At 39.7% G+C, this 20,866-nt stretch carries 25 protein-coding genes and 1 tRNA gene; 18 read left to right on the plus strand and 8 right to left on the minus strand.

Features of this window, described 5'->3' with window-relative positions; genetic code table 11:
* Positions 1-9: 9 nt before the first annotated feature.
* The 9 genes from selA (at position 10) to EP1_RS13445 (ending at position 8,981) form a co-directional block, all read left to right on the plus strand.
* Complete coding sequence (gene selA, locus EP1_RS11120; protein WP_067627359.1) at positions 10-1,386, plus strand: L-seryl-tRNA(Sec) selenium transferase; 1,377 nt, start codon at positions 10-12, stop codon at positions 1,384-1,386.
* A gap of 44 nt (positions 1,387-1,430) precedes the next feature.
* On the plus strand, positions 1,431-1,931 hold the full coding sequence (locus tag EP1_RS11125) for a CD3072 family TudS-related putative desulfidase (protein WP_067627361.1): 501 nt from the start codon (positions 1,431-1,433) through the stop codon (positions 1,929-1,931).
* On the plus strand, positions 1,924-2,469 hold the full coding sequence (locus EP1_RS11130) for a CD3073 family putative ECF transporter S component (protein ID WP_067627363.1): 546 nt from the start codon (positions 1,924-1,926) through the stop codon (positions 2,467-2,469). The genes EP1_RS11125 and EP1_RS11130 overlap by 8 nt, the downstream gene beginning before the upstream one ends.
* A gap of 202 nt (positions 2,470-2,671) precedes the next feature.
* Positions 2,672-3,031, plus strand: coding sequence for a YxeA family protein (locus EP1_RS11135; protein WP_067627365.1), 360 nt, complete (start codon positions 2,672-2,674; stop codon positions 3,029-3,031).
* A 9-nt stretch (positions 3,032-3,040) separates the two neighbouring features.
* A complete protein-coding gene (locus tag EP1_RS11140) occupies positions 3,041-3,793 on the plus strand; it encodes an ABC transporter ATP-binding protein (protein WP_067627368.1) in 753 nt (250 codons plus the stop codon).
* 12 nt (positions 3,794-3,805) lie between these two features.
* On the plus strand, positions 3,806-5,608 hold the full coding sequence (locus tag EP1_RS11145) for an FtsX-like permease family protein (protein ID WP_067627370.1): 1,803 nt from the start codon (positions 3,806-3,808) through the stop codon (positions 5,606-5,608).
* A 272-nt stretch (positions 5,609-5,880) separates the two neighbouring features.
* Complete coding sequence (locus EP1_RS11150) at positions 5,881-7,947, plus strand: LTA synthase family protein (protein WP_067627373.1); 2,067 nt, start codon at positions 5,881-5,883, stop codon at positions 7,945-7,947.
* A gap of 442 nt (positions 7,948-8,389) precedes the next feature.
* Complete coding sequence (locus EP1_RS11155; RefSeq protein WP_067627376.1) at positions 8,390-8,746, plus strand: DUF1622 domain-containing protein; 357 nt, start codon at positions 8,390-8,392, stop codon at positions 8,744-8,746.
* A gap of 138 nt (positions 8,747-8,884) precedes the next feature.
* Positions 8,885-8,981 (plus strand) — tRNA-Sec (locus EP1_RS13445).
* 405 nt (positions 8,982-9,386) lie between these two features.
* On the opposite strand, the gene EP1_RS11160 is transcribed toward EP1_RS13445, so the two are convergent.
* Both EP1_RS11160 and EP1_RS11165 read right to left on the minus strand, forming a co-directional pair.
* The gene (locus EP1_RS11160) at positions 9,387-9,794 is read right to left on the minus strand and encodes a type II toxin-antitoxin system death-on-curing family toxin (protein ID WP_067627379.1); all 408 of its coding nucleotides are present in this window, start codon (positions 9,792-9,794) and stop codon (positions 9,387-9,389) included.
* Positions 9,791-10,030, minus strand: coding sequence for an AbrB/MazE/SpoVT family DNA-binding domain-containing protein (locus tag EP1_RS11165; protein ID WP_067627381.1), 240 nt, complete (start codon positions 10,028-10,030; stop codon positions 9,791-9,793). Before EP1_RS11165 ends, EP1_RS11160 begins: the two co-directional genes overlap by 4 nt.
* Positions 10,031-10,863: 833 nt before the next feature.
* Between EP1_RS11165 and EP1_RS13365 the strand changes: the two genes are divergently transcribed.
* Positions 10,864-11,199, plus strand: coding sequence for a YopX family protein (locus EP1_RS13365; protein WP_083507547.1), 336 nt, complete (start codon positions 10,864-10,866; stop codon positions 11,197-11,199).
* A gap of 59 nt (positions 11,200-11,258) precedes the next feature.
* On the opposite strand, the gene EP1_RS11175 is transcribed toward EP1_RS13365, so the two are convergent.
* The gene (locus EP1_RS11175; protein ID WP_067627383.1) at positions 11,259-11,504 is read right to left on the minus strand and encodes a hypothetical protein; all 246 of its coding nucleotides are present in this window, start codon (positions 11,502-11,504) and stop codon (positions 11,259-11,261) included.
* Positions 11,505-13,181: 1,677 nt separating this feature from the next.
* Here EP1_RS11175 and EP1_RS11180 point away from each other — a divergent pair.
* Positions 13,182-13,382: a cold-shock protein gene (locus tag EP1_RS11180; protein ID WP_067627386.1), complete on the plus strand. Its 201-nt coding sequence runs from the start codon at positions 13,182-13,184 to the stop codon at positions 13,380-13,382.
* Positions 13,383-13,535: 153 nt separating this feature from the next.
* Here the strand turns inward: EP1_RS11180 and EP1_RS11185 are convergent, their stop codons facing one another.
* Both EP1_RS11185 and EP1_RS11190 read right to left on the minus strand, forming a co-directional pair.
* Entirely contained in the window at positions 13,536-14,267 is a 732-nt protein-coding gene (locus EP1_RS11185; RefSeq protein ID WP_067627388.1) for a class I SAM-dependent methyltransferase, read from the minus strand.
* Positions 14,268-14,353: 86 nt separating this feature from the next.
* Positions 14,354-14,569 (minus strand): hypothetical protein, encoded by a 216-nt coding sequence (locus EP1_RS11190; protein WP_067627391.1) that lies wholly within the window; start codon positions 14,567-14,569, stop codon positions 14,354-14,356.
* 401 nt (positions 14,570-14,970) lie between these two features.
* On the opposite strand from EP1_RS11190, the gene EP1_RS11195 reads away from it, so the two are divergent.
* Both EP1_RS11195 and EP1_RS11200 read left to right on the plus strand, forming a co-directional pair.
* Positions 14,971-15,402: a universal stress protein gene (locus EP1_RS11195; protein WP_067627393.1), complete on the plus strand. Its 432-nt coding sequence runs from the start codon at positions 14,971-14,973 to the stop codon at positions 15,400-15,402.
* 43 nt (positions 15,403-15,445) lie between these two features.
* Positions 15,446-15,874: a universal stress protein gene (locus tag EP1_RS11200; protein WP_067627395.1), complete on the plus strand. Its 429-nt coding sequence runs from the start codon at positions 15,446-15,448 to the stop codon at positions 15,872-15,874.
* Between the two features lie 262 nt (positions 15,875-16,136).
* Here the strand turns inward: EP1_RS11200 and EP1_RS13550 are convergent, their stop codons facing one another.
* Entirely contained in the window at positions 16,137-16,283 is a 147-nt protein-coding gene (locus EP1_RS13550) for a hypothetical protein (RefSeq protein ID WP_167540755.1), read from the minus strand.
* A gap of 273 nt (positions 16,284-16,556) precedes the next feature.
* Here EP1_RS13550 and EP1_RS13695 point away from each other — a divergent pair, with 273 nt between their 5' ends.
* From EP1_RS13695 to EP1_RS11210, 3 genes are all read left to right on the plus strand, one after another.
* Positions 16,557-16,727: a hypothetical protein gene (locus EP1_RS13695; protein WP_245630607.1), complete on the plus strand. Its 171-nt coding sequence runs from the start codon at positions 16,557-16,559 to the stop codon at positions 16,725-16,727.
* Positions 16,696-17,286: a C39 family peptidase gene (locus EP1_RS11205; protein ID WP_245630608.1), complete on the plus strand. Its 591-nt coding sequence runs from the start codon at positions 16,696-16,698 to the stop codon at positions 17,284-17,286. The genes EP1_RS13695 and EP1_RS11205 overlap by 32 nt, the downstream gene beginning before the upstream one ends.
* 199 nt (positions 17,287-17,485) lie before the next feature.
* Positions 17,486-18,241, plus strand: a complete 756-nt coding sequence (locus EP1_RS11210) for a MerR family transcriptional regulator (protein WP_067627397.1) — start codon at positions 17,486-17,488, stop codon at positions 18,239-18,241.
* Between the two features lie 58 nt (positions 18,242-18,299).
* On the opposite strand, the gene EP1_RS11215 is transcribed toward EP1_RS11210, so the two are convergent.
* Complete coding sequence (locus EP1_RS11215; protein ID WP_174519752.1) at positions 18,300-18,980, minus strand: hypothetical protein; 681 nt, start codon at positions 18,978-18,980, stop codon at positions 18,300-18,302.
* Positions 18,981-19,104: 124 nt separating this feature from the next.
* Between EP1_RS11215 and EP1_RS11220 the strand changes: the two genes are divergently transcribed.
* Both EP1_RS11220 and EP1_RS11225 read left to right on the plus strand, forming a co-directional pair.
* Complete coding sequence (locus EP1_RS11220; RefSeq protein WP_067627399.1) at positions 19,105-19,365, plus strand: hypothetical protein; 261 nt, start codon at positions 19,105-19,107, stop codon at positions 19,363-19,365.
* 500 nt (positions 19,366-19,865) lie between these two features.
* Positions 19,866-20,291, plus strand: coding sequence for a universal stress protein (locus EP1_RS11225; RefSeq protein ID WP_067627402.1), 426 nt, complete (start codon positions 19,866-19,868; stop codon positions 20,289-20,291).
* 74 nt (positions 20,292-20,365) lie between these two features.
* Here the strand turns inward: EP1_RS11225 and EP1_RS11230 are convergent, their stop codons facing one another.
* Positions 20,366-20,620, minus strand: coding sequence for a DUF5960 family protein (locus tag EP1_RS11230; RefSeq protein WP_067627404.1), 255 nt, complete (start codon positions 20,618-20,620; stop codon positions 20,366-20,368).
* Between the last annotated feature and the right edge of the window lie 246 nt (positions 20,621-20,866).

Genomic DNA, 20,866 nt, shown 5'->3' on the forward strand with positions numbered 1-20,866 from the left:
TGGTGCTTTATGACAAAAGAGGCTCAAAATATTTTAGCAAGTTTGCCTTCTGTCGATACATTATTGAAAAAAATCGATCCTAAATTTCCCCATGGAGCGGCGAAAGAAGCGGCTCAGAGAACCTTGAAAGAACTTCGCCAAGAAATTCTGGCCGGTACCCAACAAACGGTGATCGATCACAAGGCAGTGGTCACGCTGGTGGAAAAACAATTAACCGAGAAGCAATTCTCCTTGCGGCGCGTGATCAATGGGACAGGAACGGTGATCCATACTAATCTAGGTCGTTCTTCATTAAGTCCACAAGTGGAAGAGCAAGTCGTTGCAACAGGCTTTCATTATTCAAATCTGGAGTTTGATTTGAATAGTGGCAAACGGGGTTCTCGCTACAGTCACTTGGTTTCGATCGTGAAAAAATTGACTGGCGCAGAAGACGTATTAGTGGTCAATAACAATGCCGCGGCCGTCTTACTGGTGTTGAGCACCTTAGTCCCAGAAAAAGAAGTATTAGTCTCCCGCGGTGAACTAGTCGAGATCGGCGGGGCTTTTCGGATTCCAGATGTGATTACTTCAAGCGGTGGGAAAATCGTGGAGGTGGGGACGACCAATAAGACCCATATCGCCGATTACGAACAGGCCTTGACCGAAGCGACTGGTGCGTTGTTAAAAGTCCATACGAGCAATTATCGGATTATCGGTTTTACCGAGACGCCCGCTTTAAGTGAGTTGGCTGACTTGGCTCATAACCATGATTTGCCGTTGATCAATGATCTAGGCAGTGGGTTATTACTAGATATGCGGCCTTTTGGTTTACCTTATGAACCAACGGTCAAAGAAGTCTTGGAGCAAGGCTGCGATATCGTGACCTTCAGTGGGGATAAATTATTAGGCGGACCGCAAGCGGGGATTATTGTCGGCAAACGGGCCTACATCGAGAAAATGAAGAAAAATCAATTATTGCGCGCTCTGCGGATCGATAAAATGACATTGAGCGCGCTGGAAGCCACCTTGGCGTTGTATTTAGATGAAAAAGAGGCCTTACAGCAGGTTCCGACCTTGCAAATGATTGGTTTAAGCCAAGACGAATGTTTAAGTAAAGCAGAGCAATTGGCGGCAATGCTGCAAGGCATCCCCGCAGTCAAGGTAGCGATTGAAAAAGATGACAGTAAGATCGGTGGTGGCTCTTATCCGGAACACTTGTTGCCGACTTATGTGGTCGCTTTAAGCAGTGATAAATTTTCTGCAGATACGTTACAGGAAAAACTGCGTTTGGGGGCAACCCCTATCATCAGCCGAGTGAAAGAAGGGGCCAATCTCTTAGATCTGCGCACCATCGCGGTTGAAGAATTTGGCTTGATCCAAGCCAGTTTGCAGACGATTTTTGGCTAGTAGGTTACTGACTAGTAAAGTAGCAATAGTTAGGAGGGACATTTATTCAACCACAGAAACAATTAGTTGCCGTGTCTCATTGTGTCTTAAATCAAAATGCTGTCATTCACGGCTGGGAGCGGGCACGGGGAGCTTTTCCCTTTGCGATCGAGCTATTGAATCAGGGAATCGCCTTGATTCAATTGCCGTGTCCGGAATTTTTAGTGTTAGGCGGGGATCGTCCGCCGATGACTTATCAGCAATATTGTGATTTACCAAACTATCGCCAGCAGTGTCAAGCGATGTTGCAACCGATCATCCAGCAAATTCAGGCCTATCAAGCCGAAGAGTATCACTATCTCGGTGTGATCGGGATTCATGAGAGTCCCAATTGTTCCATCAGCGGTCAACGGGGCGTATTGATGGAAGAATTTTTCACGGAATGTCAAAAGGCGCAAATCCAAACGAATTATTTTGAAGTACCGACTTGGTACAGTGAGGAAGAACCGGGTGATTTGACTGCGCAGTTGGCGGAATTTTTAGAAAGAGGGAAAAAAATTGAATAGTAAAGCAAGAGTCATTGCGATGTGTGCCATCGCAGTCGGGTTAAATGTTGTTTTGGGGGAAGCCGTGGCCATGTTGCACATTCCTTTGTTGTTTTTAGATACGATGGGAACGATTTTTATTGCGGCCAATTTTGGCATGGGCTATGGGATTTTGACGGGGGTTTCAACGAACTTATTGATGGGCTTAATTAGCGGTCCATTATCGATTCCTTTTGCGTTAGTCAATGTAGCGGTAGCGATCGTGGTAGCTTTATTGGCGAAGAATGGCTTTAGTTATAAAAAAGCCTTGATTGCCGGTGTTTTATTGGCATTTATTTGCCCAATGATCGGTGCGCCGATTCGTTTAGCGTTGTTTGGTGGGTTTACGGGATCAGGTACCGATGTCGTTATCATGGCGCTCCGGGCGTCAGGTAAAGAAATGATCAGTGCGACTTATTGGGGCGCGGTAACTGGTAATTTTGTCGATAAAATCGTTTCTTGTTTGTTAGTCGCTTGGTTTATCAAGTTGCCTCAAATGAAACGTTTTGCCGTAAAATGAGTCTGAATAATCGCCAAGCCTGACGGGGTTAGGCTGGAAAAAGTGAGATAAGCTAGGATCAACCAATCAAGTTGAGGCTAGCTTATTTTTTTGCGAAAATTTTCAAATGACAAAATTGTTAGCTGACATTCAGTTGTTTCAATGGTTGCTAAGTCGGGATTTTTGTATAGTTGTCTCAGAAATTAAAAAGGAGCAAATAATCATGAAAAAATTTTTGATCGGTTTAGTCAGTTTAATCGCCATTGCTTTTGTCGGTCTACAAATAGTCGATAAAGTCGTGAAAGGTGGAGATACTTATTATCTTCAAATCACGACTGACGGCGAACGGGTAGACGGCAAAGACAGCACCGGCAATCCGTATGTGGATTACAAGTATTCGTTGCCTGGTTATGATGATGAAGGCCACCAAAAGCAACTGGACTTTAATGCAGCCAAAGATCGGCCCTTGCGCAAAGAAGCCTTCTTAAAAGTTACTTGGAACAAGAAAAAGGGCGTGACTTCTTATGAAGAGGTTCAACCAAAACAAGTCCCTAAAAAAGCCGCAGAAAAACTAGGAGTGTAGAGAATTATTATGGAAAAAATTGTATCAGTCAATGCAGTAAAAAAAACCTACGGTAAAGGCAATCAGAAAAAGACCGAAGCTTTAAAGGGCATCTCTTTTGAAGTCGAAAAAGGTGAATTCGTCGGCATAATGGGTGCTTCGGGTTCAGGAAAATCAACACTGTTGAATTTATTGGCGACCTTGGATAAACCAACTGCTGGTCAGATCCAGATCAATCAAGCCGATGTGACCAAATTATCAGGCAATCAATTAGCGGATTTCCGCAGCCGCGAAATCGGCTTTATTTTCCAAGATTTCAATTTGTTAGAGAACTTAACAGCAGCCGAAAATATCGCGGTACCTTTATCACTACAAGGGGTCAAAGCCAAAGAGATCCATCGGCGGGTCGCTAAGGTAGCCAAACGCTTGTCGATCGATAGTATTTTAACTAGCTATCCCGCTCAAATCTCTGGAGGTCAAAAACAGCGGGTCGCAGCCGCGCGCGCTTTGATCACGCAACCAACGATTCTTTTAGGGGATGAACCAACCGGCGCATTGGATTCTAACAGTGCCCGCGATTTATTGGACACAATGGAAGAATTGAATCAAAACGATCAAGTCTCGATTCTTTTAGTGACTCATGATCCTTTTTCAGCAAGTTATTGTCAACGGATCCTCTTCATTAAAGATGGTGTGATCTATCAAGAGGTCAAGCGTGAAAATCAAACACGAGAAGCTTTCTATCGTCAAATTTTAAGCATTCTCGGTAATCTGGAACAGTAGGGGGAATTTTTGATGCTTTTAAAATTATCACTTACTGGGATTAAAGGCCGGCTGCGCGATTATATTGTGCTGTTTTCCGGCTTGGTCGTCGCTTCAGGAATCTTTTATATGTTTGAAAGCTTAGCTACGAATGAAGTCTTCTTAGAAAGCAATTCAATGGTCAAGTCAGTGGTCATGATCTTTCATTTAGGAACGGTCTTACTTTCGATCATCACGTTTGTCTATATTTTATATGCCAATTCCTTTTTGATGACGATGCGGCAAAAAGACTATGCGATGTTTATGATGCTAGGCGCCAAAGCTCGGAAAATCGCCCAGTTGATCTTTATTGAAACCTTTGTCGTAGGTGTGGGAGCGACAATCGTTGGAACCATAGTTGGGATTGGCTTAAGCAGTATTGTCCAGCAATTATTGGTTCAGCAGCTAGCCATCAAGATTACCCATTTTACAGCGGTGAATTCTTCAGCAGTCTTATTTACCTTGATTTTTTTCACGGTCATCTTCGTCTTGGCGGCGTTGGTGAACGCGCTGACGATCGTGAAAAAACCGATCTTGACGTTATTGAAGGCGAGTGAAACGCCTCTGCCAGCTAATCGCAACCCCTTGACCTTGCTTCTCGAAGTGATCGCAGGGATTGCTCTTTTAGGCATTGGTTATTACATGATGACCCAAGTGCTGACGTTAGCGTTTATCGCGTTAGGTGTCGCCTTGGTCACGATCATTTTAGGCACGTATTTTGTCTTCCATTCGATCTTGATTTTTGTCTTAGATCTTTTGAAGCGTCGTGATCGGATCGCCTTGAAAAAGTTGAACAATTTTACCTTGTCACAATTAAGTTTCCGGGTCCAAGATTATACGCGGATTCTATCAATGGTGGCGATGCTCTTTGCTTTAGCTTTAGGAGCGATTACTGTGGGCTTAGGCTTCCACAATGAAATCTCAAAAATGACCAATGCTACCACCAGCTATGATCTAGTATTGAATAATGGTCAAGAATTCAAGGCTGACCAGCTGAAAAAAATTGACATTAAGTCGAGAGTCATCTATCAACAAAAAGAAGATGACACGACCGTTTATTACGATCAAGCACAATTCGATCAACAGCCTTTTAAAACAAAAGAATACGCAGTCGGCAACAAAACCAAAACCATCCAGTATACGGGCAAAGAATTAGCGACTGAGGTCAATGCATCTGATCAATTACGTTCGTTAGAATTGCCGGAACAAAGTACTAAAAAGCATCAATTTCTCGCTACTGAGGAGTTTGCGGCGCTACCCTTGGCGACAACGGAACTGCAACTGATCACTGTGAGGAATTTTGCCAAAGACCAACCAGCCTTGAAACAATTAGCGGAAGAAAATTTTGAAAAAAATCCAACGATGGATCAAAATTTAGGCAGTATGCAACAAAAAGCCTTGGTCTATGAATTGTATAATGCACTGTTTTCAGGCTTTGAATTTATGGGCTTTTTCTTAGGGATCGCTTTTCTAACGATGTTGGCCAGCTGTCTGATGTTCAAGATCTTATCAGGAGCCAAAAGCGATATTCAACGGTACAGCATGCTAGAAAAGATTGGAACGCGCCGGAATTTATTGAAACAATCGATCCGCAAAGAGATCGGAATCTTATTCTTAGTACCCGGCCTTTTAGGTGTGACCCACGTTTTATTCGGACTACAGCTATTCAAGACGCTTTTAAGCGAACCTTATAACAACATTTGGTTGCCTTTCTTGATCTTCTTCGTTCTTTATTTTATTTACTATTTATTGACGATTTGGATCTATACTGGGATCGTGATGAAACGGGAAGCTTAAAAAGCGGTTGTGACAAAATTCTGTCACAACCGTTTTTTTTTTGTTATTTTTTAGCTAATTATTAAGAACATGAATTTTTTGTGTCTTAGGAAAAATTTATCTGATCCGAAAAAGCTTGATAAATTAAGGTTTTTTCTTAGAGTTTGCTGGAAACAAACCGTTTCCGGCAAAAAAATAAAATTTTCAGGGAGACGATCAATAAATCTGCATTTTTTTTTAAATCTGCTCTATAGTATGAATGACTAATTTAATAGAGAAAGAAGTGTTTCCGGATGAACCGGATCAAAAAAGCCTTTACGAATCGTTGGCTGCTCTTACTGACAGCCGGTGTATTGTTCTGGGCCAAAACGATTTTGGCGTATTATGTAGATTTTTCATTAGGGGTGGAAGGATCGATCCAAACCTTTATTCTCTGGATCAATCCGCTTGCCACAACGCTGCTCTTATTTGGCGTCTTTTTATATGTCAAAAAATTCAAACCGGCACTAGTGGTCTTATTCTTGATGGATCTTCTAAATACGGTGATCCTTTACTTGAACGTGATTTTTTACCGCGAGTTTACCGATTTTGTGACAATCAAGTCGGTGTTGGGGTTTTCCAAGGTCTCCCAAGGAATCTCAGGCAGTTCCTTTGCCTTGATGAAGGTTCACGATCTCTTTTACTGGCTGGACTTACTGGTCTTTTTAGGAATATTGCTTTATATTTTCGCTAAACGCAAAGAGATTATCAGTAAACCGGTCAAAAAGACCTTTGCCGTAGCGGTCAGCTGTTTGGCGGTGTTGACTTTTTCCGTCAACTTATCTTTAAGTGAAGCGAACCGCCCACAATTATTGCAGCGGACCTTTGACCGCTCGTATATCGTTAAATATTTAGGCTTAGATGCTTTCACAATTTACGATGGCATCAAGACGGAACAGACCAATAGCGTGCGGGCCCATGCCTCAAGCAATGGCTTGACAGATATTCTGAAATATACGAAGAGTCACTATGCGGCACCCGATCCAACTAAATTTGGGATTGCTAAAGGTCGCAATATCATCGTGATCCATTTGGAAAGCTTCCAACAATTTTTGATCAATATGAAAGTCGATGGTCAAGAAGTCACCCCATTTTTGAATAGTTTAGAAAATGACAATCAACAAACATTGGCCTTTGATAATTTTTTCCATGAAGTAGGGCAAGGCAAGACGAGTGATGCAGAAAATATGCTGGAAACCGGCACGTTTGGGCTGCCGCAAGGTTCATTATTCACCCAGTTGGGGAACGACAATACTTTCCAAGGGGCACCAGCGATCTTGAATCAACAAGCCGGCTACACGAGTGCAGTTTTCCACGGCAATGTCGGCAGTTTCTGGAATCGCGATCATGTCTACAAAAATCTCGGCTATCAAAATTTCTTTGACCGTTCATACTTCAATGAAGCGGATGAAAACCTCGGTTACGGAATCTTGGATAAAGAGATGTTGAAGGAAACGGTGGGTCATTTAGAACATTTGCAACAACCCTTCTATTCAAAATTCTTAACGGTCACGAACCATACCCCATATTTGACTGATGATCAGAACTTCAACTTTCCGGCATTAAAAACCGGGAATAGTACCGTGGATGATTATGTACGGACGGCGCATTATTTAGACGAATCATTACGACAATTTTTCGACTATCTAAAAGCTTCCGGTCTGTATCAAAATTCGATCTTCATGATCTACGGCGACCATTTCGGGATCTCTGATAGCAACAATCAAGACTTAGCCAAAGCGCTAGGAAAAGACCCGGCTACTTGGGATAAATTTGACGATGCACAAATGCAACGAGTGCCATTGATGTTTCATATCCCTGGCTATACCAACGGCGGGCTCCAGCACCAATATGGCGGCGAGATCGATGTCTTGCCCACGCTGTTACATTTGATGGGAATTGATAGTAAACAATATATTCAATTCGGAACAGATCTCTTTTCACCCCAGCACGATCAAACGGTCGCCTTTCGGAACGGTGATTTCGTTTCACCTACTTACACGGAATTAAGCGGCGAAACCTATGACAATAAAACCGGTGAAAAGGTTGATCCAAAAGCCTTGAATATCGCTCCAGAGATCGATAAGGAGCAAAAGCAAGTCAAACAAGCCTTGAGCTTATCGGATAAATTGAACCAAGAAAATCTCTTGCGTTTTTATACCCCAGCAGGTTTTACACCAATAGATCCGAAAAAATATGATTACCACGACTTGGATCAAAAAAATGAAGCCATCGAAAAACAAAAAGGTCAGAACTCAACTAGTCTTTACTCCAAGAATGGCAATCAAACGACGATCGGACTTTATCCGGCGCTCCATTAAGAAATAGGAAGCATCCCGCCTAAGGATGCTTCTTTTTTGTCAATTTTTTAGCAAATAAAAAACTGAAGCAGCTAATCAGCGAGCCTTGTTTGACGTTTGCTTCAAACCGCTTCTAAAGTGCAGTCGAGTGAGATTATCTAGTCATCTGCGCTGGCTATTTTCAGTTTAGTGTAATAAGCCGCTGATGAGCTGGTAGAAAAGATGGGACAAAGCTAAAATCGCCAGATCGTAAAAGACATCGTGTAAGAAACTTGGGACTTTCTGTTTTAAAGTATTCAGCATAGAGCTCATCCTTTCATTGGTAAATGTGTTACTCAGCTTAGCGGGGAAAACTTAGCTCAGACTTAAAAGAGACTAAGAAAACGTAAATCATTCACCTGGATGAATCTATTTGAATTAAAACAAGTTTCAGCTTAAGATGGAGTAGAGGAGTGTGAGAGCGATGGCGGCTTTTGAAAATCTAATTCAACATTTTTTTCATCCAATCGTTTTGGCGTTGGATATTATTTCAGTTTCAATCATTTTAGTAGGAGCGTTCCTAGCCTTGTACAAGTTGTTCAGACATAAAGAAGGTTCTTCTTCATCTGCGCTGGAACGAATCAAATACATCAAGGCTTATTTAGGAAGTTATATTTTACTGAGTTTGGAATTTCTGATCGTGGCCGATATCATCGAATCCATCATCAATCCGACCTTTCAAGACATCATCAAATTAGGGCTGATCGTCGTTATCCGTACCGTTATTTCTTACTTCTTGAATAAGGAAATCAATGAAATCTCTGCAGAGGAAGCTGATTGAAGGAATAACTGGGGTTGTTAAACAGATTTAGTAATATTAAAAACTCAAAAAGTCTTAAAAAAAGCATTCGACCTCACTTTTTTTCTAACTAAATGTTATTGCTTCCGTCTCAAATGAATGGTATGATTGTCTTGTTTCGGGAGTGGATGGGTTCTGGTGTTCCCTCTGGTCTTCAAAACCAGTATGAGGAGTTAGGAGCTTCTTGGGTAGGTTCGATTCCTACACATTCCCGCCAATATAGAATTAAAAGCCAACTAACCTTGATTTAGAGCCTTTTCTAAGTCAGTTAGTTGGCTTTTTTGTTTACATGTTACGATATTTGTTACGTTAAGATATTTTAAATATTTAAGTATTTAGTCAACTGATCCACAGTTTCTCGTGATCGTTCCTCAGTTACGTGGATATAGAGTTCCATCGTAAGCTGAATCCGTGCATGTCCCAAACGCATTTGAAAATTTTTGATGGTAGCGCTAGACTTAAACAGAATCGGTTGAAAAATTTATTTCAACAAATATTTTTTACTGTATGCTGGGCAAAAGAGCATAAAATCAGCTCATTTATTGCATTATTTCAACAGCTGGCGGATGGCTCGTACAATTGTTTGAACTAGGCTTAGAATCTTTTTAGGTCAACCATGTTCTTATAATATGTTCACTTTTCCTGATGTTTTTAAGTAATTCGAGACCTCTTCCTTCAAATTATCAAATTCTTGAGTGCTGGTTGTGATATTGAGAATAAAACTAACGGCCTCTTCTTGTGTGAAAGATATCGTATAACCATTCATCATTAAAAAGGTAATCATAGAAACTAAAGCAGTGCGCTTGTTTCCGTTTTGGAAAGGGTGTCGCTTTGCTAAATTGATTGCTAGAATTGAGGCTTTATCATAAATTGTAGGATACAACGCTTCGCCAAAGACCTCTTGTTGCGGTTGATTCACCGCCATGTCTAAGGCAGCTGCGTCCTTGATCCCAATTAATTCCCCAGCCGAAACTTTTGTGATCAGTTTCGCGTTGATTTTTACAATGTCTTTAACCGTTAGATATCTCATAAATCAACCAAGTCCTTAATAGCTTTTTCGTATTGACTCATTACAGAAGCTACGATGGAATCAACATCTACTTCCTCTTCAGCTTTCACAATTTTGACAGATCCATCTGTTTCGAAGATGTAGCTAATGGATTCCCCAGTTTGTAGATTGAGCTTTTCCTTTACTTCAGAAGGAATGGTAGTTACGTCACTATTGCCTGATTTGCGAATTTTATATTTTTTAGTTTTCTCTTCCATTGTAGATACACTCCCTTTAGTATTCACTACTCATTTTAGTATATATTATTAACATAGTAAATCCATATGTCATATAATTACATGATTATAAAATAGTAACTAACGATGTAGTATATACATAATAAATAGAAAGTCCTCTATTCATTATTTTGGCTGAGATCCATCGTAAGCTGAATCCGTGCACGTCTAAATCCATGATTGAATGATCGGGTGGTTACGAGAAATAAGTTGATTAAAAAGCCCTGTCAGTGGAGGATCAAGAAATTTTTCAACAAAACAGCAAAAAAAGAACCGGCCACATCAACTGTTGATGTGGCCGGTTCAATTATCATTAGAGATTGTATTGCAAATAGGTGTTTTGAAAAAATTCAGTGGGTTTGTCAACATCATACCTCATAGGAATAGTTAAATAATTTTCGGAAACAAAATAGTGACCAGCGATTTCGAAGAAAAATGAATAAATTTAACTATATAGGGATGTAATTGTTTAGTCCGCTAACGACAGCTATCAAGGAGGTTTTGAGGCAGAGAAAATTATTACTCGCGGCAAAAGTACCGGAAAAACAATGGAACTAATAAAAGAATCAGCCTTATCAGGAAATTATATTCTTGCGAGGAATCACGGTGAGGCACAAAGGATTTTTCAACTAGCATAGGAAATGAAGTTATCAATTCCTCTTCCTGTGACAGTAAGCGAAATATCTTTAGGCAGGATTCACGGAACATCAATCAAGCGTGAGAATACTTGTTGATAATGCAGAGCTTGTTTTGCAGCAGATGATAGGTGCTGAAATCAACACTCTTGCAATTTCCATTACTGAGGAGGACGGCGAATGATACCGAAAGATCGAGCGTGGGATAATATCAACAAAAAAATGATTTCATGGCGGAAGCTATTGAATGGTAACAATTTGAGAAATATTTTTATGCGATCAGAAATGTGTGGACTAAAACTAATGCAATCAACAGGCCTTAAAGACAAGAACGGCGTTGAGATTTTTGAGGGTGATATTATCACGATCATTGATAATGGAGAAGAAGACATTGGTTTTGGCTGGAATAAGGTAGTAATTTTTCACAACGGGGCTTTCATGGTAGGCGATCACAATTTACTTGTGAATGTAAATTTTCGCTGTGTTGTGATTAATAATATCTACGAGATAAAGTGACACTAACCACGCCTATCACATAGCTTTTCGAATAAAAAAATAGGGAGTATTTTATGATACTATTTCTTAAATTGGCGCTCAAGGTCTCTGTATTTGCTTTTTCCAGCATATGATAGACCATCAAGCTTATTGACAGGTTTTCGTTTTATCGGAGGAAATGCAAAGCCTGAGTCAAGTCCTCTGATTTTTGCAAAATTTGATTCAAAATAAATCGTGTTTTGCATAATAAAGTTTTTATCAAGCTGATCAATAAATTCAGCATCCAATTGCTCATTCAATTTTTTCCATATAAAAAGATCATTCATGAAAAGACCACCTTCATAATAATTTTGGTCATTATCTCATAAAAATAGGTGAAGGTCGATTGATTAACAATAAAATAAAGATTCAAACTGTAAACCTTTAAATAAGAAGTCGAGGCCTAATATTTAGTGAAAAAAATGTAGATGTTCTTGAGCATAACAAAGTATTTGAGAAAAGTTTTTTGTTATCTCTAACAAAGATCAAAGAGACTCTTTTAATAAGTAGTATCCAGAGGTTTGTATCTCATGATTGAAACAGACACATTGGTTCCTTAATTATGCTTAAAGTACACTTCCAAGTGTGCTTTTTTCCGACTATCTTTTTTACCAATGCAATTTTGAAAAACTTTTTCTGATTGTTTAAATAATGAATAGAATTGTTCTTTGCTTCTATTTTACACGTTTCTGATGTTTGGGAGGGGTCATAGTGATTTGGAAATTAAAATGGAGATAATCATTTCGGATTTCAGTCGCTAAAGGATCAAAAATAGTTTGCTGTGGAAAAGAATCATCTGAACATTGGTGCATAAAGAACTCTATCACGACTGAAATAGTCATTCTTTTTTATTTTAAAGAATTTATTTAATTTGACATATTATAGATTTGAGACTCTGTTTTTTAGCATAAATGTTAAAAACAGGTACTTCCTAAAGCTGTTTCTATTAAAAAAATTTATTTTATAGTTAAGGATGAGCCCTTTTTTTTGAATAAAAAAAAGATGTTGTATAATTTATTGACTTCTCTTTAGTAGATGATCGATTGGCTTTTGTTGGAGGTACTATGTGAAAAAAAAAGTGAAATCATTTTATAATTTAAAAAATTACCAAGTTTATCGAATAATTTTCGGAGGATTAATCCTCTTTTGGGGAATTATTGGTTTTGTAATTTACTACATAATAAAGACAGTCAGCAATAGCTGATTGTCTTTTTTGACTGGTGGAGTAGTTATGGAGGGTATTTCACCTTTAATTAATTTAAAGTCATATTTCTTTTTGATATAGGTGATTACAGACATTTTTTTGTCAAAATCTTTTTATAATTTCCACAGTATAAAAACACTGTCTTTAACTAAGACAAATGATCGCTGTCTAGTCGAATAGTCATCAGTTTCTCTAACTTTATTGCGGCAAATTTTAAGTTAGAAAAGATCGCTGAGCATAAATGGATAGTGCGTCTATAGCAAACAATTCCATCGAAGTATCAGCATTTGGGGAGGATAAGCACGCCACGTTTTAAATACGTTGTTTTACTGATTCGTTCGTTAAACCGAAGCATTCGATTTTTTCTTGAACCATCACGTGAATATGGCCACTTTCGATGGTGGATTCTATCAGGGACGTATCGTAAATAGGAGGGGCTGCTGAGCATTCCATAAAATAATGTTCGTATTTTTTCGTATGGAATAAGTAAGCTCGATTTTTCCAGCTGAATTTATCAAGCATTCAGCAGGGGATCTTAGCAAGATATATTAAGGAAATGAAGTAAAACTTAATATTTGGACATTTAAATACGCTAAATGTTCAACTTCTTTTGCTTTTAGTCATTATTCATGTTAAGGTAACTAAGTAATACTTTGATATGTGACTAGGTGGTTATCTAATTTTTTTAAGATACTTTTTTATTACACGTCATTCTTTATTACAAATAAACACATTTGATGTGTAATTGGAGGTACTTATTATGAATAAAGGTACAGTAAAATGGTTTAACGCAGACAAAGGTTTTGGATTTATCACTGGTGAAGACGGCAATGATGTATTTGCTCACTTCTCAGCTATCCAAGGTGAAGGCTTCAAATCTTTAGACGAAGGTCAAGCAGTGACTTTTGATGTTGAAGAAGGCCAACGCGGCTTACAAGCTACAAACATCGTAAAAGACTAAGCGCAGAACTGACAAAGAAGATCGGAAACGGTCTTCTTTTTTTATCCAAAAGGAGGGATGACAAAATCTTGTCATCCCTCCTTTTTCTGAATAAACGGTGCTCCAAAAGTAGTTTCTGCGGAAATTCCTTTTTATTTCTTGAATCAAATGGCTTTAGCTCTTTTTTTGGGCTTTGATGATCAGCATCATCGGTCGGCGCATTTCGTCTTGCATCCCTGGCAGATCCCACATGTTTTTGGGTGGCTGGGGTTCAACGACGCGTGTGATTTGAAAGCCGTTTGTCAGTAGGGTATCTAAATAGCTGGTCAGGGTGCGGTGATACTTAGTGACGGGCTTATCCAAAAAGTGGGCGGTTCGTTGCCCTTCATAAAAGTAATGATCTACTGGGAAATGGCTAATTTCCCCCAGCTCATCATAAATCCAGTCCTGTGAGCCTTCGGCGGTAAACACGGGATGTTCCACTGAAAAAATGAATTGACCATCTGGAACTAACCATTCAGCGATTCTTTTTACTAGTGGATCAAACGCTGGGATATAGTGAAAGGCTAAAGAACTAATGACGCTATCAAAACTGGCTGGGGCAAAAGTGACAGCTTCCATACTGGCTTGTAGATAGGTGATGTTAGGGAAGGTGTTTTTTTGTTCAGCGACTTTCAACATTTTTTCGGATTGATCAACCCCGACGACCGAGGCGGCACCATGTTCGGCTGCATAGAGGCAATGCCAACCGTAGCCGCAACCTAAATCCAGTACGCGTTTTCCTTTAAAGTCAGGCAACAATGGTTTGAGGGTCGGCCATTCACCGGCACCGGCCAATCCTTGTTGGCTACGGGTCATTTGACTATAATTTTCAAAAAATTCTTCATTATCATAAATATTTTTCATGGGAAATTCCTCCATATAATTTGTGGGTGGGTTAAATTACATGGAGTAAGGCTCTTTTGTGGGCGATCATCAGCTTACCTCCGTATTTAAATTTCATTCATCCAGTAAGTTCGGTCGATCGGTTCGACAAAGACTTCGAACTCAGTGGTTTCGTTTTCAATAATATGTGTAATGCCATGGACTAAAAAAAATTTATCAGGCTCTTTGACTTGGAGCGTGTCCCCGACGCGTGGAATGAAAGAAAGTTCAAGCGTCCGTTCTTCTTTGCGGGTCAGGATATTTTTTAAATGGACTGTAGACATGTCGATTCCTCCTATTACAATGTTTCAACCAATTTAGTTTAACATAGATGGAGTAAATAAAAAGAAAAAAAGACCGTTCACAAAAGGTGACGGTCTGCATGGAAAAAAACAATTTTTTTAAAGGATGGGCAATACCCAAATCTACTATAGAAAAAAAGGGCTTTCTTAGCAACTTTTTTGCTCGAAAAAAGCCGTCGCAGGGTAACGACGGCTTTGGAGTCCTGGGAAGGAACTCGAATAAACAAATGAACTATCCATAGCTTAACGGATTGACGAAGGGGTTACAAGTTTAATGCTCAGGATGTTTAAAGCCAGTGGAGTAACGCGGCTCACAAAAAAATTGATTTTGTTTCACAGATCCTTATTTTTCCTTTATACTTTAAATAAAGGAGGCGGTTACAATGATGAGCAACTATGAAAATATTCTAGTCGCTGTTGATGGTTCGGAACATGCTGAACGGGCATTTAATGAAGCTATCGAAGCGGCGAAACGTTATGATGCCAAACTATATGTTATTTCGATCATCAATGATAGCGAACTTTCCACGAGTGCGTTTTCTTTTAGCAAAATTTATGCGGCAGAAAAGGAACAGGCGGAGAAAGAATTATTGAAAAAAGTTCATGATGCGTCTCGCAGTGAAGTGGACAATGTAGAACCTTTTGTTGAATTGGGCAGTCCGAAAGAAAAAATTGTTGAGTTTGCCAAGAATAACGAGATCGATCTGATTTTTCTGGGTGCGACGGGCAAAGGGCAGATTCAGTTGTCACGGATCGGTTCAACTGCCGCCTACGTGGTCAATCACGCGCCGTGCAGTGTGACCGTTATTCGCTAGCAGCTCAGTCGGTTTTTACTTTAAATGAAGTGAGGTAGAAATGATGGTAAGCAGATATAAAAATATTATGGTAGCTGTTGACGGGTCGGATCAATCAGAAGGCGCTTTTTTTGAAGCGATCGGTGCGGCTAGACGGAATGAAGCCAAATTGTATGTTGTCCAAGTCATTGATGATTCTAGTATTTTAATGAACAGTGCTCAGCCGATGGGGGAAATCTTAGCAGAAGAATCCCAACGGGCCAAAGAATATTTGGAGAAATTAGCCGAACGAGGTCGTTATCAAAAGATGGAACTGATTCAATACATCGGAAACCCGAAAAAAGCTTTGACCGAGGAATTACCGGAGAAATATGGGATCGATTTGATCTATGTCGGAGCAACCGGGAAAGGTCGGTTCCAACGCTTATTAGTAGGTTCTACGAGTGGCTATATTGTCAATCATGCCCCTTGCAATGTGATGGTGGTGCGCTAAGATAAGAAGAAGCTTTTGACGTGTTCATACGCGTCAAGGGCTTTTTTTACGGAGTTTTGAAGGGCGTGCCGGTTACATTTAAACAAAAAAAGACACCTGCCGTGGATTTGCCAGCAGGTGTTTTTAACGCAAGTTTGCGTCTCTCATGGGAGTCACTCCTAAATTCATAGTAATGGATCTATTTTTCTTGGAGAAAAACAAGTCTAGTTTTCACCATGGAATTAAATCACGCCGTAAAATCGATGTGGAAGTGGCGTCCGCATTAGTTTTTTTGCAATTCTTGGACCGCTTTTTCAATCGTTACGCCAGTTGCGACATGATTGTTGTCATTCTTATCAAAAACGATAAAAAGATTCAAATCAGTATCCAAAGTCACGCGGTATTGCAAAGTTGTGTTATCGAATGTCATATTCATTCTCCTTTCTGGTTGTCACGAAAGGCAACTATTACGTTGATAACGAAATTCCACTTCTTAATATAGCACAGATTCGAATGTTTTACTAACAAATTGTTTGTATGTGTAAACGAGCGGGCTTGATTTTAGTGTTTCTTTAAGGAATGTTTTTTTAAAGACTAAAAAGTTAAATTAGTATAAACTTCCACCGGCCAAAGTTTCTATTTTTTGGCGCTTTTCAGTCTTCATCGTATAATCCTTGATGGACATTAAATGATAGGTGATGGAATGAAGAAAAAAATAAGTATTCTGCTGGTCTTGATTGGACTGATTGGTGGAGGCGTCTATTTATTACAAGATCAAACGAAACTGGGGACGGACTTGACCGAACTTTTGACTCAGCCGCAGGAAAAGAAAGTCGTGCTGGATGTTCCTTTTAGAGGATCAATTTGCGGATGAGGCGCTCGATAATGGCTGTGAAGTAACTGCGTTATCCATGTTGTTACGTTATTATGGCTATCAAACGACCAAAAATGAACTGGCGGAAGACTTGGATTATCAACCGCTCTACACGGAATCAGAAAATCATGGCGATCCTCATTTGGGTTTTGTTGGAGATATTACCGGCGGGGATGAAGCGATGGGCGTAGCAGTCGAACCGATTGCCAAATTAGCACAAGAGTACGTGGGTGATGACTACCGTGTTGTTTCCAGTAAGCAAACCCCGTTTAACCAGATCATGCAGGTCGTTGCTGAGGGCCAACCGGTTTGGATCGTGGCAACGGTCGATTTTCAAGTACCGACAGATAACGACTTTATGCTATGGGAAACCGATCAAGGCAGTATGTATGTGACACCACTGATCCATTCGGCCGTGATCACTGGTTTTGATCGGGAGGAAAAAATCGTCTACGTCAATGATCCTTACGGGTACAAAAATCGGGCAATCCCTTGGGACGACTTACAAGCGATTTATCAAAAAACTGATCAACAATCCTTATATTTAGAAAAAAAGTAAAAGCGTTGGACACCTTGTAATAAGCAAGGTGTTTTTTTGCTTGACCTTCACGTTACGTCAAGGTGTAAGCTATGCTTGTCAGGCAGTCGAAGTTGGACGTTTAAAAATTAGTTATTGATCGTTTGATAGACAAAAATGTGTAAAATAAAAGGGACCTAGTAAATATCTATTGCAATGAATGAAAAAAAGAGGAGTTAGTATGACGTATACAATCAAACAAATGGCCGAACTCTCGGGAGTCAGCGCGCGGACTCTGCGCTTTTATGATGAGCAGGCACTATTGAAGCCAGCTTTTTTAAGCGCGGCGGGTTATCGGATTTACACTGAAAAAGAAGTGGATCGACTACAACAAATTCTGCTCTACCGTTCGCTGGAAATCCCTTTAAAAACGATCAAAGAACTGGTTGACCGACCTGATGAACGCATCCAAGAAACATTAGTCCAACAACGAGATCAATTGGAAAAGCAACGGCAGAAAATCGACCGTCTGCTGAAAGTCTTGGATGAGACACTAAGTTATTACAAAGGAGAAACTACAATGACGAATCATGAAAAATTTGAAGCCTTCAAACAAGCCAAAATAGCAGAAAACGAAACGCAATACGGAGCTGAAATCCGTGAAAACTACGGGGCCAAAACCGTCGAAGCGGCGAATCAAAAATGGCAAAACATGACGGAAGCCACGTATCAAACAATGACCGAGGTTGAAAATAAGTTAGTTCAGAAATTGACGGACTATCTCGCTGAAGGAACAGTACCCAGTCCATTAGCAAAAGAAATTTTTTCACTGCACAAACAATGGTTGGAATTTAGCTGGCAGAAATATTCGGGCGAAGCTCACAAAGGGCTGAGTGAAATGTATTTGGCGGATGAACGCTTCATTCAATACTATGATGACAAAAGCGGTCCCGGCGCCACTGAGGCTTTGTCTCAAATCATTCAGTATTACGCGTAAAAAGATCAGACAGAAATCATTTCTGTCTGATCTTTTTTACGAGAAAAGCGTTAGGCGGTTAAACTCTTTTTCGTTGCAGCAGTTTTAAAGAACGTTGCGCTTCTGGGACAAATTGTTTTTCCTGTTGCAAAAGTGGGGCACTTTGAGGAAAGGCCGAAAAACAAATCAAAAACTTCCACTGAATCAACGGTTCTTCCTTATGAGCATTTTTGATTTTTAGCAATGCTTCAAAATGTTCGCTAGTGGTAAGCTCGGCATGGTAAAAAGCCAGGTAGCCGATGGCATCGATCAATTCACTCAGCTTTAAAACGGGGAGGTCCGTTGCGGCCGCTAGCAAAGTAGGAAAAATACTGGGCTGCATCCGACCTAATGAGCGAGCGATTAAGTCTCGCGGCAAGGGAAATGAACTCTTTTTAGAAGGATCAATCGGTGTCGAATGTTGATTGTTACCGATTTCAGCTAGCAAAGGCAGCATTTGTCGGGCGGTCATTTGGTCGCCGCTTTCTAATTTTTCCGTGATCGCAAGGCGGGTATAAAGTGCCGGCTCTACAATCAATGCCGCCAATAAAAAGTTCGTTGTCTCACAATTGATTGGTAACAAGTGAGCCGCAATCGTCCGCAGCAATGCCTGTTCGTCGGAAAGCAGGACTAATAATTCTGCCACCGAGTGGTCTTGAAAGGCCAAAAGTTCGGAGGATTCAACCCATCCCCGCTTTTTTCGTTGCAAATAAGTATCCATAAAATTTTCGCTCCTTACTAACGAGTATAACAAAAAAACAGCGAAATATTTGTGTTTTGTTTCACAAATTTATTGATTTTGCTGAATAGCTGTGCTATTATCAAAAAAAAGAAGAGGTGATGGGATGAAAAAAGTAGTTGCGAATCCAATGGAATTAAGAGATGCTATTCGTTGTGAGAAAAGAAATATTTCAATCACAGGTGGTTTTGCTAAAATGATGCAACCGTTAGTAGCCCAACCAAAGACCGATGTTGCTGCGACAAACTTGCCAACTTTTGTCAAATTAGCTTTGGATCCTACCACAATGGAAACATTGGCTACGGCGTATCAAGTAGCGATGAAAAATGACAGCACAGAGCTTGAATTAGAGTATGTAAAAATTTAATTGTTTAACTTTTCTTGTGAAAAAAATATCAAATAAAAAGAATGATTTCCTTGTAGTGACTAGCTGCAAGGAAATTTTTTTATTTTCGCTGGATCTTCGGAAAATATAGTTTGGCGAGGGACCAAAAGTTTTTAAATCAGTAGATAGTTACTAAAAAAAGTATTTTTTTCGGGTCGAATCAAAGATAATTAGAAAAAATAGAAACGTTAAAGGAATAAAAACATTTAGTAACTTTCCAAATAAATTTGAAAATGTTAAAAAAATAGTTATAAAAATCACCAAAAACGAAAAGAAATCTGTTAAAATGTGATTATGAGGAAGACCTCTCTCAATCTTTCTTAGCTAGTTTAATCAGACTAGCATCCCCTTTAAGCACCTTGTTTATCAAGGTGCTTTTTTAGTTCATCGAAAAAAGTAACAGTCAAAAAAGAAAGCGCTTTTGTAATTGCTGTACAAAAGTACCCTTCCTTCGATACAATGGAGAAAAGGGGGGTCTCATTATGAAAGAGTCATATAAAAAAATTCTCGTTGCAGTTGATTCATCTGAACAAGCACGTCGCGCATTTCAAGAAGCAATCGAAGTCACTCGTCGAAACGATGCCCATCTGTATGTCCTGATTGTCTCAGACATCAATCACCTAGGAGCTGAGCCTTACGCTGCCGATCACATCATCAAGCAAGCTCAAACGGCTGCCGGTGCGGTGATGGAGTCCTTGAAAGAAATGATTCCAGCAGATATTTCCTACACATCAGTGATTGACGAAGGAAATCCAAAAGCCAAAATTGTTGCTTATGCTGAAGAACAAGAGATTGATTTGATTTTGATGGGCGCTACCGGAACTGGAACTTTCTCACGTCTATTGTTAGGATCAACCACAGCTTTTGTGGTCAATAATGCTCCTTGTAACGTTATGGTCGTAAGATAAAAAGAAAGCCAGCACAGATGTCATGTGCTGGCTTTTAATTTGCCCTTTAAACGGCTCCGGTTAGCGATAATTTTTTAACTAAGCTCGTCAGCCTGCCTGCGGGTGTGAATCCCTTTGAAAACAAGTTCATTATTTTTACGCTCAAATTGAAAGCAGATATCCTTCTGACGGCCGGTCTTTTTCGCAGGAATAATAAAATAATCCCGCTTTTCAGCATCCATTTTCGTGGTGATCTGATTTAAATATAAAGCTAACGGCAGCGGATCTTTTACTAAAGAATCATACGTCCGGTAAAATAATTCAACGGAATCGGGACTAATCATTGACATAAGCATCACCTCAAAAACATTATACGAACATTTGTTCGAAAAGTAAAGTGGCAGAAAATTCTTTTGTAAAAAAAGATACGCAAAAAAATGGCTGAATTAAAGAAGTAAGTACTGCTAATGGATTTTTTTTCTTTTATCCCACAAGAATGTTGAATGACAAAAACAGTTTGGGCTATTAATGATTTTTTGAAAAGAAAAATGGTGCCAAAAATCGACACCATAATTCCTATTTAGCTCTTTTGTAAG

Origin of the sequence: Enterococcus pseudoavium NBRC 100491, assembly GCF_001544295.1 — a bacterium.
GTDB classification, from domain to species: Bacteria; Bacillota; Bacilli; order Lactobacillales; family Enterococcaceae; genus Enterococcus_A; species Enterococcus_A pseudoavium.

What these genes read in the sequence shown, in the direction of transcription:
- selA (WP_067627359.1), top strand. Translation starts at nt 10, where the DNA reads ATGACAAAAGAGGCTCAAAATATTTTAGCAAGTTTGCCTTCTGTCGAT.
- EP1_RS11135 (WP_067627365.1), top strand. Translation starts at nt 2,672, where the DNA reads ATGAAAAAATTTTTGATCGGTTTAGTCAGTTTAATCGCCATTGCTTTT.
- EP1_RS11140 (WP_067627368.1), top strand. Translation starts at nt 3,041, where the DNA reads ATGGAAAAAATTGTATCAGTCAATGCAGTAAAAAAAACCTACGGTAAA.
- EP1_RS11145 (WP_067627370.1), top strand. Translation starts at nt 3,806, where the DNA reads ATGCTTTTAAAATTATCACTTACTGGGATTAAAGGCCGGCTGCGCGAT.
- EP1_RS11150 (WP_067627373.1), top strand. Translation starts at nt 5,881, where the DNA reads ATGAACCGGATCAAAAAAGCCTTTACGAATCGTTGGCTGCTCTTACTG.
- EP1_RS11155 (WP_067627376.1), top strand. Translation starts at nt 8,390, where the DNA reads ATGGCGGCTTTTGAAAATCTAATTCAACATTTTTTTCATCCAATCGTT.
- EP1_RS11160 (WP_067627379.1), bottom strand. Translation starts at nt 9,794, where the DNA reads ATGAGATATCTAACGGTTAAAGACATTGTAAAAATCAACGCGAAACTG.
- EP1_RS11165 (WP_067627381.1), bottom strand. Translation starts at nt 10,030, where the DNA reads ATGGAAGAGAAAACTAAAAAATATAAAATTCGCAAATCAGGCAATAGT.
- EP1_RS13365 (WP_083507547.1), top strand. Translation starts at nt 10,864, where the DNA reads ATGATACCGAAAGATCGAGCGTGGGATAATATCAACAAAAAAATGATT.
- EP1_RS11175 (WP_067627383.1), bottom strand. Translation starts at nt 11,504, where the DNA reads ATGAATGATCTTTTTATATGGAAAAAATTGAATGAGCAATTGGATGCT.
- EP1_RS11180 (WP_067627386.1), top strand. Translation starts at nt 13,182, where the DNA reads ATGAATAAAGGTACAGTAAAATGGTTTAACGCAGACAAAGGTTTTGGA.
- EP1_RS11185 (WP_067627388.1), bottom strand. Translation starts at nt 14,267, where the DNA reads ATGAAAAATATTTATGATAATGAAGAATTTTTTGAAAATTATAGTCAA.
- EP1_RS11190 (WP_067627391.1), bottom strand. Translation starts at nt 14,569, where the DNA reads ATGTCTACAGTCCATTTAAAAAATATCCTGACCCGCAAAGAAGAACGG.
- EP1_RS11195 (WP_067627393.1), top strand. Translation starts at nt 14,971, where the DNA reads ATGATGAGCAACTATGAAAATATTCTAGTCGCTGTTGATGGTTCGGAA.
- EP1_RS11200 (WP_067627395.1), top strand. Translation starts at nt 15,446, where the DNA reads ATGGTAAGCAGATATAAAAATATTATGGTAGCTGTTGACGGGTCGGAT.
- EP1_RS13550 (WP_167540755.1), bottom strand. Translation starts at nt 16,283, where the DNA reads ATGACATTCGATAACACAACTTTGCAATACCGCGTGACTTTGGATACT.
- EP1_RS13695 (WP_245630607.1), top strand. Translation starts at nt 16,557, where the DNA reads ATGAAGAAAAAAATAAGTATTCTGCTGGTCTTGATTGGACTGATTGGT.
- EP1_RS11205 (WP_245630608.1), top strand. Translation starts at nt 16,696, where the DNA reads ATGTTCCTTTTAGAGGATCAATTTGCGGATGAGGCGCTCGATAATGGC.
- EP1_RS11210 (WP_067627397.1), top strand. Translation starts at nt 17,486, where the DNA reads ATGACGTATACAATCAAACAAATGGCCGAACTCTCGGGAGTCAGCGCG.
- EP1_RS11215 (WP_174519752.1), bottom strand. Translation starts at nt 18,980, where the DNA reads ATGGATACTTATTTGCAACGAAAAAAGCGGGGATGGGTTGAATCCTCC.
- EP1_RS11220 (WP_067627399.1), top strand. Translation starts at nt 19,105, where the DNA reads ATGAAAAAAGTAGTTGCGAATCCAATGGAATTAAGAGATGCTATTCGT.
- EP1_RS11225 (WP_067627402.1), top strand. Translation starts at nt 19,866, where the DNA reads ATGAAAGAGTCATATAAAAAAATTCTCGTTGCAGTTGATTCATCTGAA.
- EP1_RS11230 (WP_067627404.1), bottom strand. Translation starts at nt 20,620, where the DNA reads ATGTCAATGATTAGTCCCGATTCCGTTGAATTATTTTACCGGACGTAT.